General features: G+C 40.5%; 14 protein-coding genes and 5 tRNA genes. 14 read left to right on the top strand and 5 right to left on the bottom strand.

The features are described from left to right. Positions 1-121 precede the first annotated feature (121 nt). Complete coding sequence (locus tag LZD48_RS19060) at positions 122-289, bottom strand: DUF2268 domain-containing putative Zn-dependent protease (protein WP_369010262.1); 168 nt, start codon at positions 287-289, stop codon at positions 122-124. Positions 290-1224: 935 nt separating this feature from the next. Continuing rightward, positions 1225-2697: a phospholipase D family protein gene (locus tag LZD48_RS11930; protein ID WP_235762966.1), complete on the bottom strand. Its 1473-nt coding sequence runs from the start codon at positions 2695-2697 to the stop codon at positions 1225-1227. A 633-nt stretch (positions 2698-3330) separates the two neighbouring features. Here LZD48_RS11930 and LZD48_RS18780 point away from each other — a divergent pair. Further along, positions 3331-3966, top strand: a complete 636-nt coding sequence (locus LZD48_RS18780; RefSeq protein ID WP_255771013.1) for a response regulator transcription factor — start codon at positions 3331-3333, stop codon at positions 3964-3966. A 48-nt stretch (positions 3967-4014) separates the two neighbouring features. On the opposite strand, the gene LZD48_RS11920 is transcribed toward LZD48_RS18780, so the two are convergent. Next, positions 4015-4734, bottom strand: a complete 720-nt coding sequence (locus LZD48_RS11920; RefSeq protein WP_235762965.1) for a YwaF family protein — start codon at positions 4732-4734, stop codon at positions 4015-4017. Between the two features lie 97 nt (positions 4735-4831). Continuing rightward, on the bottom strand, positions 4832-5608 hold the full coding sequence (gene fabI / locus LZD48_RS11915; RefSeq protein WP_235762964.1) for an enoyl-ACP reductase FabI: 777 nt from the start codon (positions 5606-5608) through the stop codon (positions 4832-4834). Positions 5609-5939: 331 nt separating this feature from the next. Here fabI and LZD48_RS11910 point away from each other — a divergent pair. The 9 genes from LZD48_RS11910 (at position 5940) to LZD48_RS11870 (ending at position 11678) form a co-directional block, all read left to right on the top strand. Continuing rightward, positions 5940-6014 (top strand) — tRNA-Glu (locus LZD48_RS11910). Positions 6015-6237: 223 nt separating this feature from the next. Next, positions 6238-6313: transfer RNA gene (locus LZD48_RS11905), tRNA-Thr, on the top strand. Positions 6314-6360: 47 nt separating this feature from the next. Further along, positions 6361-6445 (top strand) — tRNA-Tyr (locus tag LZD48_RS11900). A gap of 8 nt (positions 6446-6453) precedes the next feature. Then, positions 6454-6525: transfer RNA gene (locus LZD48_RS11895), tRNA-Gln, on the top strand. A 274-nt stretch (positions 6526-6799) separates the two neighbouring features. After that, positions 6800-6872 (top strand) — tRNA-Lys (locus LZD48_RS11890). Positions 6873-7249: 377 nt separating this feature from the next. After that, positions 7250-8539, top strand: a complete 1290-nt coding sequence (locus LZD48_RS11885; RefSeq protein ID WP_235762963.1) for a hydroxymethylglutaryl-CoA reductase, degradative — start codon at positions 7250-7252, stop codon at positions 8537-8539. Beyond that, entirely contained in the window at positions 8536-9498 is a 963-nt protein-coding gene (mvk, locus tag LZD48_RS11880; protein ID WP_235762962.1) for a mevalonate kinase, read from the top strand. Before LZD48_RS11885 ends, mvk begins: the two co-directional genes overlap by 4 nt. Before the next feature lie 89 nt (positions 9499-9587). Beyond that, complete coding sequence (gene mvaD / locus LZD48_RS11875) at positions 9588-10562, top strand: diphosphomevalonate decarboxylase (RefSeq protein ID WP_235762961.1); 975 nt, start codon at positions 9588-9590, stop codon at positions 10560-10562. Between the two features lie 12 nt (positions 10563-10574). Then, entirely contained in the window at positions 10575-11678 is a 1104-nt protein-coding gene (locus LZD48_RS11870; protein WP_235762960.1) for a phosphomevalonate kinase, read from the top strand. Between the two features lie 177 nt (positions 11679-11855). Here the strand turns inward: LZD48_RS11870 and LZD48_RS11865 are convergent, their stop codons facing one another. Then, complete coding sequence (locus tag LZD48_RS11865) at positions 11856-12026, bottom strand: aspartyl-phosphate phosphatase Spo0E family protein (RefSeq protein WP_235762959.1); 171 nt, start codon at positions 12024-12026, stop codon at positions 11856-11858. Between the two features lie 192 nt (positions 12027-12218). Here LZD48_RS11865 and sigW point away from each other — a divergent pair, with 192 nt between their 5' ends. The 4 genes from sigW to LZD48_RS11845 all read left to right on the top strand — a co-directional run bounded on the left by sigW (position 12219) and on the right by LZD48_RS11845 (position 15777). Continuing rightward, positions 12219-12782, top strand: a complete 564-nt coding sequence (gene sigW, locus LZD48_RS11860; protein WP_235762958.1) for an RNA polymerase sigma factor SigW — start codon at positions 12219-12221, stop codon at positions 12780-12782. 15 nt (positions 12783-12797) lie between these two features. Beyond that, positions 12798-13436, top strand: a complete 639-nt coding sequence (rsiW, locus tag LZD48_RS11855; protein WP_235762957.1) for an anti-sigma-W factor RsiW — start codon at positions 12798-12800, stop codon at positions 13434-13436. A 306-nt stretch (positions 13437-13742) separates the two neighbouring features. Next, positions 13743-14558: a diadenylate cyclase CdaA gene (gene cdaA, locus LZD48_RS11850; protein WP_235762956.1), complete on the top strand. Its 816-nt coding sequence runs from the start codon at positions 13743-13745 to the stop codon at positions 14556-14558. After that, entirely contained in the window at positions 14551-15777 is a 1227-nt protein-coding gene (locus tag LZD48_RS11845; protein ID WP_235762955.1) for a CdaR family protein, read from the top strand. Before cdaA ends, LZD48_RS11845 begins: the two co-directional genes overlap by 8 nt. The last annotated feature ends 21 nt before the right edge of the window (positions 15778-15798 follow it).

Genomic DNA, 15798 nt, shown 5'->3' with positions numbered 1-15798 from the left:
AACCAAGACAGCATCAGAATGAAGTACAGACGTGCTTTGTTTCAAGAAACAGGTGTTGAATCTTAATTGGGGAAACCTGTTGAGTGTTAATTGTGAAAAACTGCTTAATTCTACTTGACGGTTACAGCAGGCGGCAAACATGATAGTATTCGTGGGTCAGTAGTGCTTTAATTTCAGTTAGTGAGGTTTCCCCGGAAATAAATAGAAATAGCTTATCATGAAAGGAAAGACCGGATTTTCCATTGATTTCGGTATTACTCCGATCGGACGGAAAGATAAAGATTGGAATGTTCGGTCCGTCCTATTGCTTTCTCAATTCCTGTGCTTCTATATCCACAGTTTTCCAGCAATTTTTTTCTATTAAGGTGTGGATTTGTTTGTCCACTCCTTTAAACGGTTGTTGATACATCCCATACATTGTTAAGTGCTGGTAGATTTCCGCTACTCCCTAGCTGTCATGTAAGAGGCGACAGTCGGATATAGAGAAGGAAATATAATCAAGGCATCTGAGCTGATGTCACAATTTCTAGCAAACGAAGGATATTATCTTGTCTTTATAGAAAATAAAGTAATGAAAGGGTCGCTCGGTGTTTGTGTTGTTTATAATATAGATTTGAAGTAATGCAGGGAATGCTGGTGGAGTTATATGTGAAACCAGAACTTCGACAACTAGGTATGAAGCGTTCACTGGAATTTGAGTTAGAAGATATGAAAAAAAGGGATGAAACATGTACAGTTGAATGTTTATTCGGGTAATTCAGCTAAACGGTTGTATGATGAGTTAGGCTTTTACGATGTATCGACTCTGATGAAAAGAAACTGTAAGGTAGAGCTTAAGTCTCTAAAAGATTAAAAACCAAATTTACTTTTAATGCGAATTGCATGGTACATGATCCTCGCATGACGGTTATGCGGGAGTTGCCCATATAAATAGGGCTGCAGGCATTCCATGAATATCTGATCGCAATATCTCCGGTCAGCACCACGCTGCAAGCAAAGATCATGATGCATACAGCATGCATCTACGGGGTTGGTCGGATACCCAGGGCCACTGCAACTGGGACCACACCAACGATATCCCGGGAATATACATTTTCCGCGCCTATTGTTATCACGCATAATAACTCCTCCTCTTAGATTAGAATATGAAAGTAAGGGACGCGGGGTCAGAGCATTTGTCCCAGTTGAAGTGGGACAAATGCTCTGACCCCGCGTTCCGATTGATTAATATGTTGTAAAGCGAAGTAGTTTTTGTGTCCAGTAAAGGACGGATTTTATTGGGGTGAGGGCATCTTCTTCCTTGCTGTGTGGAATGGTGAAGATTGCGTCTTCGTTATTCCATAGTCGTTTAAAGTAAGTGTCGATGTCTTGGATGAATGTACTATCGTTTGGTGCGGTGACAGCAATATTGTTTTCCAAATTATAATTATCCAAGTTGCGGGAGGTGAAGTTTGTTGATCCCGCAGTTACATAGCTTTCTTCATGACCTTTTAAATAGGCGATCTTGGAATGGTATTGTTCTTCATTTGTTTGATACCATTTGATTTCTATTCTGCCGGCTGAATCATCAATCAAACCTTGAGCAACTGGGATATTTGGCAGGCCAATCTTTTCTGATCCGAATGCATTTTCATTCGGATCAAGAATGAGATGAACATCGACTCCGCGCTCAGCAGCATCAAGTAGACTGGTAATTACCGTATGATCAGAAAGATAAAACATACCAATCCAAATTTCGTCGTCTGCTTCCAGTTGTTCCATTGCACCAAGAAAGTCGGTTTCAATTTGTTTCTCTGTCAAAATGCGTGCTCGGATTGTTCGCTCTTCTTGGGGCGCCTCCTGTGAAAAGTAAGCATTTAATTTTTCCTCGCTTGGGAAAGCATTAAGGTCACCACCAGAAAACTTTGCCACTGCTCGTTCCGTTTCAACCATATTTTTTATAATCGGGCCAGTTACTTGAACAGCTACGTTAGAATGAAAGGCGCTTGAATCATGGGCGTTCGCGGAGAGAATGAGCCCATGGTCCTCTGTTATAATCGCTTTCCGGTGATTGGCTTTAATGTTCAGTAATTGTAAATAAGAACGAAACGTCACTTTGGGAGAAGTTTCACCAAAGGGATTTGGCAGCCATCCATTTCCTTCCTGACCAAACCACTGGAAAAATATCCGCCATATCCCGGAATATAATACATTTGAATCACGTAATTTTGTTAGATCCGTATATATGATTTCTACCCTATCCTCTGCAAGACGATCGATCTGCAATGCTTGATGGGAATTATAACTGCGATTAATCTCATCGGTAATAAGTACGACCTGCAAATCTGGATGTTTTTTTAGCTGATCTCTTATCTTTTCTATAAAGAGACTGCTTAATTCGGGAAAGTCTCTAGCTTCATCTGAGAAGTCATTTACCATGAACATGTCGATAACGAGAAAATCTTCTGCTTCTTCAATCATTTGTAAAGCCGTGTCGAAAATCTCCTGTTCATGGATTTCTTCCCCCTGTTTTTGGTAAGTAAGGTCGTAAAGAAATGTTATCTCATCCTCCATTAACCAGTATTCATCACCAAAGTAAGATACGTCCTCCGGCAGCTCTTTCACCTGATGAAAAAATATCGTTCCTATATATAGAACGATGATTAGGAATAGAATCAAGTTCCGTTTTTTCTTATAAAATGCCTGTTTTTTTGTCATGTGCAATCACCTTATTTTCTAGCTTATCTCTTTCAATACCCCTTTTCCCGAGCAAAAACACAATTCATTCACCTATTGTAATACAGTTCTCAACTATATGTCAGAATGATATAATACTGATAATATCCTTTTCTTGGCGGATACGTCGGGGCTGCACTGATTATTGTAGTATTCTTTAGGGCTGCAAGGAAGGTGAGAGCAAATAATATCCCGCTTGAAATAGATATTCTTGATTGGAAAGTTGCATAATATAATATAATTTTTTACCAAACTCCTTTTAAGTTGAGTAAAGCTCAGCTTAAAGGGAGTTTTTGTGGATAAATTGGATTAATATTATAAAATTATGTCTATTTATGATAAAATAGAACTAGGATAAAATGATTGGTTAGAAGAGAGGAATATCTCTTCCCGGATAAATCTGCAATAAATTTGGGAGTTGAATGAATTTCATAATTACCAAAGTCGGCTATTCCATCACCATATGTAGTTGGGAACGAACCAACTCAACTACATATGGTGAAGGTGAAGCATTAAATACGTATTATGAAATTCATTAAGTTATTGATTCATTCTTAATTTGAATAAGTTTGCAAAGAATGAACACGGTTAGCACAAAACTAGGAGCTGGAAAAAATGAATATGATATCATTTGTGATAGGATCAGAAGTTCATAAAGAAACCGTTATAGAAATGGTGAAGGAACACCTGCAAGATGATGACATATATGTATATAATGCTGCATTTATAGATGATTTGTTTGAAGCGCCACGAGATAGTGACCTTGTCATCCTTGATATGGAAGCTTATATCTCCTTGCAAGAGGTGACTCGATTTTATCGTTTTACCAATACAAAGATAGCGATTATTTTGCCTGATTCAGAAATGAAGGTTTTTAACAATTACATTCATTATGATTTAGTTGGTTTTTTCAGTGTTGGTATGAGTGTTCAAGAATTTGTGCAAGGTATTGAATACATACAGAAAGGCAAGACCTATATTCATCCACTTATTGCATCGGTACTGTTTGAAAAGTATAGGCAAATTGCTGAAGGAGATGTTCAACGGCCGATTGGGTTGTTGACCCGGAGAGAATGGGAAGTACTAGGGGAACTTATACAAGGATGCCAAAATGAAGAGATTGCCATGAACTTAAATATTTCCGATAAGACAGTGAAGAATCATATTACTTCTATATTAAGTAAGCTTAGGGTAAAAGATCGAACGAATGCAGTACTATTAGCATTAAGAGAACGATGGTTTTATCTATAGAAAAATTCCCGAATGCCTCCAAGAGGTGTACCGGAAATCTTTTATTTCTTACCATTTTCGCTGCAGTGGGCGGTAGCTGAGGAATTGGAGAAAGAATACGATGAAGCAAACAACTCCTAAGTTTAGCCGATACCAAATACCAGTTCCGAACCAGTCCAGTGGAGTGGCGGATACTGGTGGATGAGACAAAAACAGGTAATTGGCATTCAACCATGGATTGATGACGAGTCCAACAAGAAATGCGTAGATGACTAAATAGAGATACGTCTCAAGCATACCTTTAAATGTGATTGCTTTTGATTCACTGGCGATAATGGCGACAAAAATAGCTGTTAACGAAATCGTAATATGATGAATGAAAAATTTAAAATACCTGAAATTAGGAAAGTCATATGGCAGATCCGGTGTAAGTAACGCTAAAAGAGCTGGTATGAGTGCGATGTAGAAAGTAATCACCATCAGCTTCTTATTTAGCGTAAATAAAGCCGCTGCACCGACTAACCCGGCAATCCCGCATAGGTGAAAAGGTAAATTATGCACCCAAATTCCATTGATTGCTGCCCAAGTTTGATACGTAATCTCACACGCTAGTAAGAGTGTGAAGAATGTCCAGCGAATCGTTTGGAATAACCGATGATTGGAGAGAATCTTTTTATGTAAAAATAAAAGCAAAAATGCACCGACTACATATAAAAACAGCATAACGAGATGACTCGGTCCAAAAAGATTAAATTTTTCTCCCCCGACTGTTAAAAACCATTCCATCATTGTACGTTCTCCTTTGCACAGGTCTGAATAGATTAAGAAGTAGAAGAAAGACGCTGCTTAGCATGTGTGCATAAGAGCGTCTCATTTGTCAATTTAGTTAGCCGCCAATGATATGGAAACCGGAATCCACGTGTAAAATTTCTCCTGTTACTCCTCTTGAAAGATCACTCAAGAAGAACATTGATGCGTCTCCCACCTGATCTTGATCAATATTACGGCGAAGTGGTGCTTTTTCTACAATGACATTTGCTTTTTCGTTAAATCCAGATACACCTTTAGCTGATACAGTACGAATTGGGCCTGAAGAAATTGCATTCACACGAATATCATATTTCCCCATATCTTCAGCTAAATAACGTACACTTGCTTCCAGAGATGCTTTAGCGACACCCATAATATTATAATTCGGGATGACCCGCTCGGCGCCGAGATATGTTTGGGTAATGATACTTCCGCCTTCTGTCATTAATTCTTTTGCAGCCTTTGTAATAGCTACTAACGAATACGCACTAATCTCGTGAGCAAGTAAATAACCGTCACGGGATGTATCTGCATATTCGCCTTGCAGTTCTTCCCGCTTAGCAAATGCAACAGAGTGGACAACCCCATGAATAACCCCAACCTTATCTTTTATTTCCTGAAATGCGTCTTGAATACTTTCATCACTCGCTGCATCAAGCGAAAGCATTAGCTTAGCAGGGATATCGTGTTTTTCCAGTAGTTTCTCTAATTTTTTCTTGGAACGCTCTTGCCTGTTCGTGAAAATCAAGTTTGCTCCTTCACGGTGGAGCGACTTCGTAATTCCCCACGCGATACTTCTCTCATTTGCCACGCCCATTACAACAATTGTTTTATCCTTTAATAAGCCTGCCATGGTATACCTCCAAAAAATTTGTTTTTTCTATTATACCTTATGTTTGACGTTAGATAAACTGGAATTATGGTTTATATCATAATAGCTGGTACTAATTTGGGGCAGTGCTATTCAAGCGAAGATTAAACTCGTGTTGGTCGCTGATAAATTTATTTAGCGGAACTGATTCTATTTGGCCGTGAAACGTTCGAATAATAGGATTACATTACGGTGAAAAAGGGTATAGACTATTTGAAAAAGAAAAACTTTAATTTTTAGCTTTACAAAAAGGGAAATACTAGCTATAATGAAATTCGTTAGTTTGAAAAGCTGATCTTTGCCAAACCTTATTGGCCCGTTGGTCAAGCGGTTAAGACACCGCCCTTTCACGGCGGTAACACGGGTTCGAATCCCGTACGGGTCACCATTTACATTTTAAAAACAGCTTACATTCGTAAAGCTTTTTTATTTTTTCAGAACAACTAGAAGCCGGCCTAGCTCAATTGGTAGAGCACGCCGCTCCTAACTTCTTTGCCTCTGCTTCCCAGAAGCGGCCTGCGAGGAGTGTATGCATCACCGATTAATCATTCAACACGACGAGCTATCAAACATCTAGCTCATGCAATAAAACCAGTACATATTAATATCATGCCGGCCTAGCTCAATTGGTAGAGCAACTGACTTGTAATCAGTAGGTTGGGGGTTCAAGTCCTCTGGCCGGCACCATTTATTTTAACTATATGGTATAAGACAAAAATTATGACGAATAATATGGAGGGGTAGCGAAGTGGCTAAACGCGGCGGACTGTAAATCCGCTCCCTCAGGGTTCGGCAGTTCGAATCTGCCCCCCTCCACCACTAATTATTGGGCTATAGCCAAGCGGTAAGGCAACGGGTTTTGGTCCCGTCATTCCTAGGTTCGAATCCTAGTAGCCCAGCTATTTTTATTCCTAATATGTATGCATCATGCATGACCGAATAACCACTCAACACGACGAGCTATCGAACATCTAGCTCATGCGAAAAAACCAGTACAATATTTTAATCGAGAGCCATTAGCTCAGTCGGTAGAGCACGCCGCTCTTTACACCCTTGAATCTGCTTCCCTGAAGCGACCTGCGAGGAGTGTATGCTTCACCGATTAATCATTCAACACGACGAGCTATCGAACATCTAGCTCATGCGAAAAAATCAGTACAATATTTTAATCGAGAGCCATTAGCTCAGTCGGTAGAGCATCTGACTTTTAATCAGAGGGTCACAGGTTCGAATCCTGTATGGCTCATCATTCCCACGTATGTAATTAAATGAATCACCTCTGCAAATAAAACAAGGCTCACGTTTTCGAGTCTTGTTTTATTTGCAATATAAGCCTTTTTTCAACATAATAGATGGAGTAATTCAAGAAATGAAGGTTTTTTGTGAAAATAAGTAGCTGTTCCTACAAAAAATGCATGGTAACATGTTATAATCGTTAAGAAGAATTAATGTTTAACTGAATGAATTTCATAATTACCAAAGTCGGCTTTTCCATCACCATATGTAGTTGGGGACGAACTAACTCAACTACATATGGTGATGGTGAAGCATTAGATACGTATTATGAAATTCATTAAACTAATAAAAATCATTCATTATTATAATACTAAAGGATGATCCGGTATGAAATCGTCCAGAATTCCTGGTTTCTATAAAAAAACAATAGAAGAAAGAAAAGCATTGATTAGAGAAATGCTTTCATTTACAGAAGAAGAGCTTACAGTATTTAATTCAGAAGCTCCTTTAGTTGAAGATACGGCAGATAATATGATTGAAAATGTCGTGGGGACGTTTCAGTTGCCACTTGGCTTAGGATTGAATTTCTTCATAAATGGGAAAGAATATATAGTACCGATGGCAATTGAGGAAGCTTCTGTTGTAGCTTCTGCCAGCCATATTGCGAAAATCGTTCGTGATGCTGGTGGTTTTGTTACGGAATCTACAGAACGCGTCATGATTGGACAGATTCAGGTAGTTGGTTGTTCCGATTTTACGGAAGCAAAGGAAGCTATCCTGGAGAGTAAACAAATATTAATCGACGCTGCCAACAATGCTTTCCCGAGCATTGTAGCCCGGGGTGGTGGCGCGAAAGATTTAGACGTCCGCATTTTAAATGAAGCATCTGATTCCAAATTTGGAAAAATGCTGATTGTTCACCTGTATGTGAACACAGTTGATGCAATGGGTGCAAACTTAATTAATACAATGGCCGAATCAATTGCCCCACTAGTAGAAGAAATTACACAAGGTAAAGTTTATTTACGAATTTTATCTAATTTAGCAGATCGAAGCTTGGCAAGAGCTCGTTGCGTCATTCCACCTCACTTACTGCAAACTGGAGATTTCTCCGGCGAAGAAGTACGGGATGGCGTCATTCATGCGTATGAATTCGCAGCCTCTGATCCTTACCGGGCAGTCACGCACAATAAAGGGATTATGAACGGAATTGATCCGATTGTTATTGCCACAGGAAATGATTGGCGCGCTGTAGAAGCCGGTGCTCATGCTTATGCCGTGAAAGATGGACAATATACATCTATGACAACGTGGCATAAGGATGAACAGGGTAATCTTGTCGGTGAGCTGGAACTTCCGATGTCGATTGGAATTGTCGGCGGGGCGACCCGAGTACACCCAATGGCGAAGCTTGCTCTTAAATTACTCGAAGTTGAAAGTGCGAAAGAATTAGCGGAGGTTATCGTAGCTGTTGGCCTTGCCCAAAATTTAGGCGCGCTAAAAGCACTTGCAACAGACGGTATTCAAAAAGGACATATGACCTTACATTCTCGCTCTGTTGCGATGGCAGCAGGTGCTGCAGGGGAGATGGTTGATATTATAGCAATCGAATTAATTAAAAATAACGATATCCGTGTTGGAAAAGCGAAAGAATTGGTGGAAAAATATAAACGATGAGTGCAGAAAAAGTTTCAACTTCAGCAAAAACAGCTATTGGTGTAGCTCATAGTAAATTTATCTTGATTGGAGAGCATGCGGTTGTACACGGACAACCTGCAATTGCTGTTCCATTTCCGCTTATTGGTGTCGAATCCGCCATTGAGTATGTGCCTGGACCGGCGATACTTGACAGCAGTTTCTATTATGGACCACTCCATATGACTCCCGATTCCTTGCGTGGTATTGCCAGCTGTATTACGAATACGCTGGAATACCTTGAAATTCCCTGTGAAAATCTCGTTATTCGTATAACTTCATCCGTCCCGCCTGGAAAAGGTTTGGGATCTAGTGCCTCTGTGGCCATTTCTGTTATTCGCTCGCTATTTAATTATGCTGAGCGTGAATATACGCATGAAGAATTATTGAAGCTTGCGAATATCGCAGAAACTTATGCACATGGTTCACCAAGTGGAATTGATACATTGACCATTACGGCAGATACACCAATCTGGTTTGAAAAAAATCAACCAATTAGAAAAATTGCAGTGAAAGAAGATTTACATTTTCTTGTTGCCGACTCTGGACAAGATGCGGATACGAAATCATCTGTTCAATCGGTGACGAAATTGCTTAAAAAAGCACCGCGTAAAATTCAGCGGAAATTGGACCGTATTGGGCAGTTGACCCATGATGCGAAAGATGCACTTGAAAAAGCGAGCAAGCACTTCCTCGGGTCTATGTTGAATGAAGCGCAAAAAGAACTTGAATATCTAGGTGTAAGTGATGCGGTGTTGAACCGATTGATTCGTTTTGCCAGACAGGAAGGAGCACTAGGTGCAAAGCTTACAGGCGGCGGAAATGGCGGCTGTATTATTGCCCTAGCTCAGAATGAAGTACATTGTAAGCAATTAGCTGAGAAATTGAAGCAATTCGGCGCACATTCCGTTTGGCCATTTGTATTAAAGAAAAATGGTTAACCTTTTAGAAAGTAACCAGATATCAAGCTTTACAAGCTGCTATTTGGTTACTTTCATTTGTATAGGAATAATTTGAAAAGGGGATTATTATGAAAGCTACAGCGAAAGCACATACGAATATTGCCTTAATTAAATATTGGGGGAAGCGGAATGAGGAATTGATTCTGCCAACAAACAACAGTCTTTCCCTAACATTGGACGGGTTTTACACGACGACCACTGTAGACTTTCAAGAAGACTTTACCGAAGACAGGTTCGAACTGAACGGAACACTTGAACAGGGAGAAGCCTATAAACGAGTGACGGCCTTCCTTGATTTGGTTCGGCAAATGGCAGGAAAGGAACTTTACGCACATGTTGCTTCAGATAACCAAGTGCCTACCGCAGCTGGATTCGCATCATCTGCATCCGGTTTTGCGGCGCTTGCTGCAGCTGCTTCGAAGGCAATCGGTTTAGATTTAGATCCTAAAGAACTCTCACGCTTAACAAGACGCGGTTCAGGATCATCCAGCCGTTCGATTTACGGCGGCTTTGCAGAATGGCAAATGGGGGAAAAAGAAGATGGTTCTGATTCCTATGCCGTCTCTATTGCAGATGAGAACCACTGGGACATCCGGATGGCAGGGGTTGTACTGACATCGGAAATGAAAAAGATATCAAGTCGGGCAGGGATGCGCCGGACAGTTGAAACTTCACCATTCTATGAAGGCTGGCTGAAGAGTATTCCGGAAGATCTTTCAGGAATTAAAGAAGCTATTCAAGAAAAAGATTTTATTCGTGTTGGAGAAATTGCAGAAGCGAACTGCTTGAAGATGCATGCAACCTCGCTAGGTGCGAAACCGCCATTTACATATTGGCTGGATTCCACCATTCGCGTGATGCACCAAGTGCAGGAAATGCGAGAACAAGGGATACCAGCATATTTTACAATTGATGCTGGGCCAAATGTGAAAGTACTTTATTTACCGGAACATGAGTCACAGGTTGAACGGATACTTCGGAAAGTCCCTGGTGTGACAGATGTCATCCTTAGTAAGCCAGGCCCTGGAGTAAGCTATCTTTAGGAGTGGAATAAGTTGCAGGCGAATAAATGGACGATAAAAGTACCAGGTAAATTGATGGTTGCCGGTGAATTTGCGGTGCTTATCCCCAATCACCATCTTGCGGTCACTGCTGTAAACCGGTTTGTTTATGCTACTATTGAAGATTCCGGTCACAGAAAACTTACGTTAGAAGATTATCAGCTGAATAATCTATCGTGGGATTACGCGAACGGAGAAGTGACTATTCAATCAGCTGACGAACGTCTTTCATTTGTAAAAGAAGCGATGGAAGTAACCTGTACGTATCTTGCGGAAGCGGGTGTAGAGATTGACGATTTCAACTTGGCTGTCCGCAGTGAACTGGATGATGCGTCCGGCGTGAAATATGGATTAGGATCTAGTGCGGCGGTGGTTGTAGCGATCGTTACGGCAATTATGGTCCGCTTTACAAAGGATGAGCCGGATAAGGATATCATTTTTAAATTAGCCGCCTTAGCTCATGTGAACATTCAAGGTAGTGGTTCTGGTGCCGATATAGCGGCATCTGTTTATGGTGGTATTTTACAATATTCATCTTTCCAGGCGGAATGGTTACTTCAAGCGTCTAAAAATGTTTCTTCTATCCATGAATTATTGGAAATGGATTGGGTCTATCTTTCGATTAAGCGATTGACACTGCCGGCAACTGTTTCTTTTTGTGTCGGTTGGACAGGGAAGCCTGCATCAACGACACAGCTTGTCAGCCGTATTTTGGAATTGAAGGATGATAATCCGCGAGCGTTTGAAGCATTTCTGTTGAAAAGCGAGCAGGCCGTACATACATTGCTTACCGGAATGGAAGAAGAGAATCAAGAACTTCTTTTTAAAGGGGTAAAAGCAAACAGAGAAGCCCTTGCTACAGTTGGAAATAAAGCGGACGTCTCAATTGAAACGGCTTTACTCGGCACATTATGTGACCTTGCTGATGCGTTAGGCGGTGCGGGTAAGCCTTCCGGAGCTGGCGGAGGAGATTGCGGTATTGCCTTTATGCCGAGTAAGAGGCAAGCGGAACAGCTCTTTGCTTCTTGGGAAAAGGCAGGAATTAAGCCATTAGCGCTTACCTCACATCCCGAAGGTGCTGCAATAGAAGCGTCTTAAAAAATATAAAAAAGACATAAATCTCTAAAATCACGAGATTTATGTCTTTTTCTTACGTCTAGCTCCAGTGCCCAGCAACTAGCTGAAATTCGTATACTCTTTCTTTAAAAATCAAATACCGATAATATTAAGGTGTGGAACGGGATGACCGTTATCACACAAGTTTATTGGAAGTCTTTATCTGGAGGCTAATTCATAGTTATCATAGTTTTGATATTTATTAATGAGTGTGTCCAATTTCATACTAGATTCAATAACAGCCTGTGAAGTAAGTTCATGATGGTAACTAAGGGCAACTAATTCCTGCCGACATGTTTCAATTTTTTCAAGCAACAGTGCTTTACTCACAAAAGCTTCCTCCTATCTAGTATACTATAATAAGAAAATACCCGAGTAATAGCAAGAATAAACCTATGAAAATGTTAGAAAAATTGATAGGATATTAATTAATGCAGGAAAAAATGTTAAAGCGGAAAAAAATGAAACCTTTTGAGTTGCTCGTTCGTAATAAAAGTACCGCATTGTAGGCGGAGGTAAAGTATGGAACAAATAATTAGGGAGAAAATAATATTAGTAAAAAAAGGGGATCAATCTGCCTTCGAAGATCTGGTCTCATTTTACCAAAATAAAATATACCAGCATTGCTACCGGATGCTTGGTAATGCACATGAGGCAGAAGACATCGCACAAGAAGCTTTCATACGGGCATATGTAAACATTCATTCCTTTGATGAGAAACGAAAATTCTCAAGCTGGTTGTACCGCATTGCCACGAACTTATCAATTGACAGACTTCGCAAACGAAAACCGGACTACTTTTTGGATGCAGAGGTTAAAGGAACGGATGGACTGGATATGTATTCCCAGCTTCAAAGTGAGGGCGCTTCTCTAGTGGAAGAGGTGGAGAGTAATGAATTACAAAGATATATCCACACAGAAATTTCCGAACTTCCACCGAAATATCGCAGTATTATTATTCTGAGGTATTTAGAAGAATTTTCCTTGAAAGAAATAAGTGAAATACTGGACATCCCAATCGGAACGGTGAAAACAAGGATTCACCGGGGCAGAGAAGCTTTACGAAAGAGGCTTCGTCATGTGTAAAGGAGTGTGGTCCCATTGAAATGTAATGCAGAAACCGTTGGGCTAATGCATAAATATTTGGATGGCGATATAACTACGGAAGAGGAACAGAAATTAAAATATCATTTGGAAGACTGTGAAGCCTGTCAGGGTCATTTCCGTGAATTGAAGCGGACCGTTACGCTTATTCAAAGTGCTGAACGATTTGAAGCACCGGTGAATTTCACAGCGAATGTCATGAAGAATCTTCCAACCGAGAAAAAACGGGTTAAATACTCACGCTGGTTTAAGATGCATCCGATGCTTACGGCTGCAGCGATTTTCTTTATTCTTATGTTCACCGGTGTTTTCTTTGCATGGGATCAAGACAATCAGCTCGTTGTCTCAAAACAAGAGAATTTAATTATTGAAGGAGATACCGTGATTGTACCGGAAGGCGAAGTGGTTGAAGGTGATTTACTCGTTAAAAATGGCAATCTGATCATTCATGGTACGGTTGATGGGAATGTGACATTGGTGAATGGGGAACTAATTGATGATGATCCACTGGACAACAGTGGTCTGATGGCTTCCGTCGGTGAAATAAATGGAGAATTCGAATCCGTCGATCAAGCATTTGACTGGATATGGTACAAACTGAAAGACTTTGCTAAAAAAGTATTCTCTTTTGAATAATATGATGATTATATGCTTGCATGCTCTATATTTCCGGTATGCAAGCTTTCTTTATTACGAAGGCTAATTTTAAAATGGTTACGCTGCTATTAAGTTCACATGAACCTTTGTATTTATGGTATAATAATGGTCATGTAATTCATTAAAATGGAATTTTTATATGATATTTTTGGCGGAAAGATAAATATAAATCCTTTCTTACTGTATAAGTGCAACTAATGTTGTCACCGAAAGGCTTGGTGACAACCAAGTTTTCTAAAAAATTAATTATACAATTGCTAATTCATGACTAAAGGACGTGTGACCATGCTCGATGGGGGATTCGACCTGTTAACGATACTTAGAATAACCGTGGACATAGCTCTCATCTGGTATGTGCTGTATAAACTGATGATGCTGGTCCGCGGTACGAAAGCTGTACAATTACTTAAAGGAATTGCCGTCATCTTGGCAATTTGGCTATTGAGTATTGCATTTAACCTCCAGACGGTTCGGTATTTCTCGAACCAATTTATCCAGTGGGGGATTATCGTAATTATTATTTTATTCCAGCCTGAGCTGAGAAGAGCCTTGGAGCAGCTTGGAAGAGGGAGTTTTCTCACAAGAAGTACTAAGTCGAAAGAAGATATGGAAGTGCAAATTGAAGCAATCGTCCAGTCCTCTACTTATATGGCGAAGCGTCGGATTGGAGCACTTATTTCCATTGAAAAGGAGACGGGGATTGGTGAATATGCTGAGACGGGGATTCCCATTAATGGGGAAGTGACTCACCAGTTGCTGACAAATATATTCACACCGAATACTCCGCTTCATGACGGTGCTGTTATTATAAAAAGGGATAAAATTATTGCAGCTGCTTGTTATTTACCGCTATCGGAGAGTCCATTCATTTCTAAGGAACTGGGAACAAGACACAGGGCTGCAATGGGGATCAGTGAAGTAACGGATGCCCTGACGATTGTTGTTTCAGAGGAAACGGGTGCAATATCTTGTACGATAAATGGAAAGCTGCATCGTGATTTATCCGAAGAGGCATTAACGGAATTATTAAATGAACATTTATCCTTGCTTCCCGTAGCCCCTGAGAAGACGAAGAAACGGAGGGGGAAAGAAAATGGATAATTGGTTTCAAAGTAAATGGTTTATTCGTATACTGGCGCTTGGTTTTGCCATTACGTTATTTATATTCGTGAATGTGGAATCCAATTCATCCAGCTCTGAATCCTCCATTCCAGGAAGGAATTCACAAACGCAAACAATTGATGATGTTCCTGTAGATATCGATATTAATTCGGATGATTATGTCGTAAGCGGAGTTCCGGAATATGCAACAGTGACATTAGAAGGTTCTCCTGCGATGATTATGCCGGCTGTATTCAATCGTAACTTTTCTGTCTACGTGGACTTAAGGGAACTGGGAGAGGGAAATCATACGGTAGAATTGCAGCATACGGTTTCCGATGATATTCGCGTTTATATTGAGCCGAAAACAATTGAGGTATCGATTGAGGAAAGAGCAAATCAGGAATATCCAATAACAGTGGAATTCTTAAATACAGATCAGTTGCCTCCGGGAGTTGAGGTCGGCGGTTATGAGTTAGACCAATCCAGTGTAAATATTACAACATCCAGAAGAATCATGGAGCAGATTGGTGTCGTTAAAATTTATGTCGATGTGGCCGGACAGGAGACTTCAATTTCAAACCGGGAAGTACCGGTGAATGTGTATGATACACAAGGAAATGAACTGCAAGTCCGCTTGGACCGGGAGTCGGTTGTCGTATCTGTTGATTTCATAAGTCCGAGCAAAGTGGTTCCCATTGATATTGAAACGACCGGCGATGTACCGGAGGACTTTTCCTTGCTGTCTATTTCTGCTAATCTAGATGAGGCTGAAATTTTTGCAGTCAGTGATATTCTCGAACGAATCGAGTCCATTCCAACGGAGAAAATCGACCTATCGGAAATTACGGAGTCTGGAACGATTGATGTTGGATTTGACCTCCCGGATGGTGTAAATACAGGAGAATTGGAAACAATTGAAGTATCTGTTCAAGTAGAAGAAGCACGGGTTCTAGAGGCAATGGCGATTGAGGAAGAAGAACTTGCAAATGGACAAGCTGTAACATATGTCGATCCAAGTGAAGCTGAAATGGATATTACCGTAACAGGAAATGAAACATTCCTCAGGGAGCTTAGCCCTGATGATTTCCGGGTCCTTGTCAACCTGGCAGGGCTCGAGCCGGGGGAACATCTTGTACCAGTGGAAGTAGAATGGAATGAGGTAGAGGATGTAACCGTGACGCCTGAGTTTGAAGAAATTACAGTTGAGATCGAATAAACTTTAAGTAATTGACTTTTA

The sequence above is a fragment of the Oceanobacillus alkalisoli genome, from assembly GCF_021556485.1.
GTDB classification, from domain to species: Bacteria; Bacillota; Bacilli; order Bacillales; family Amphibacillaceae; genus Oceanobacillus; species Oceanobacillus alkalisoli.
The sequence above is the reverse complement of the archived record's forward strand: the minus strand, read 5'-3'. Positions and strand labels throughout refer to the sequence as shown.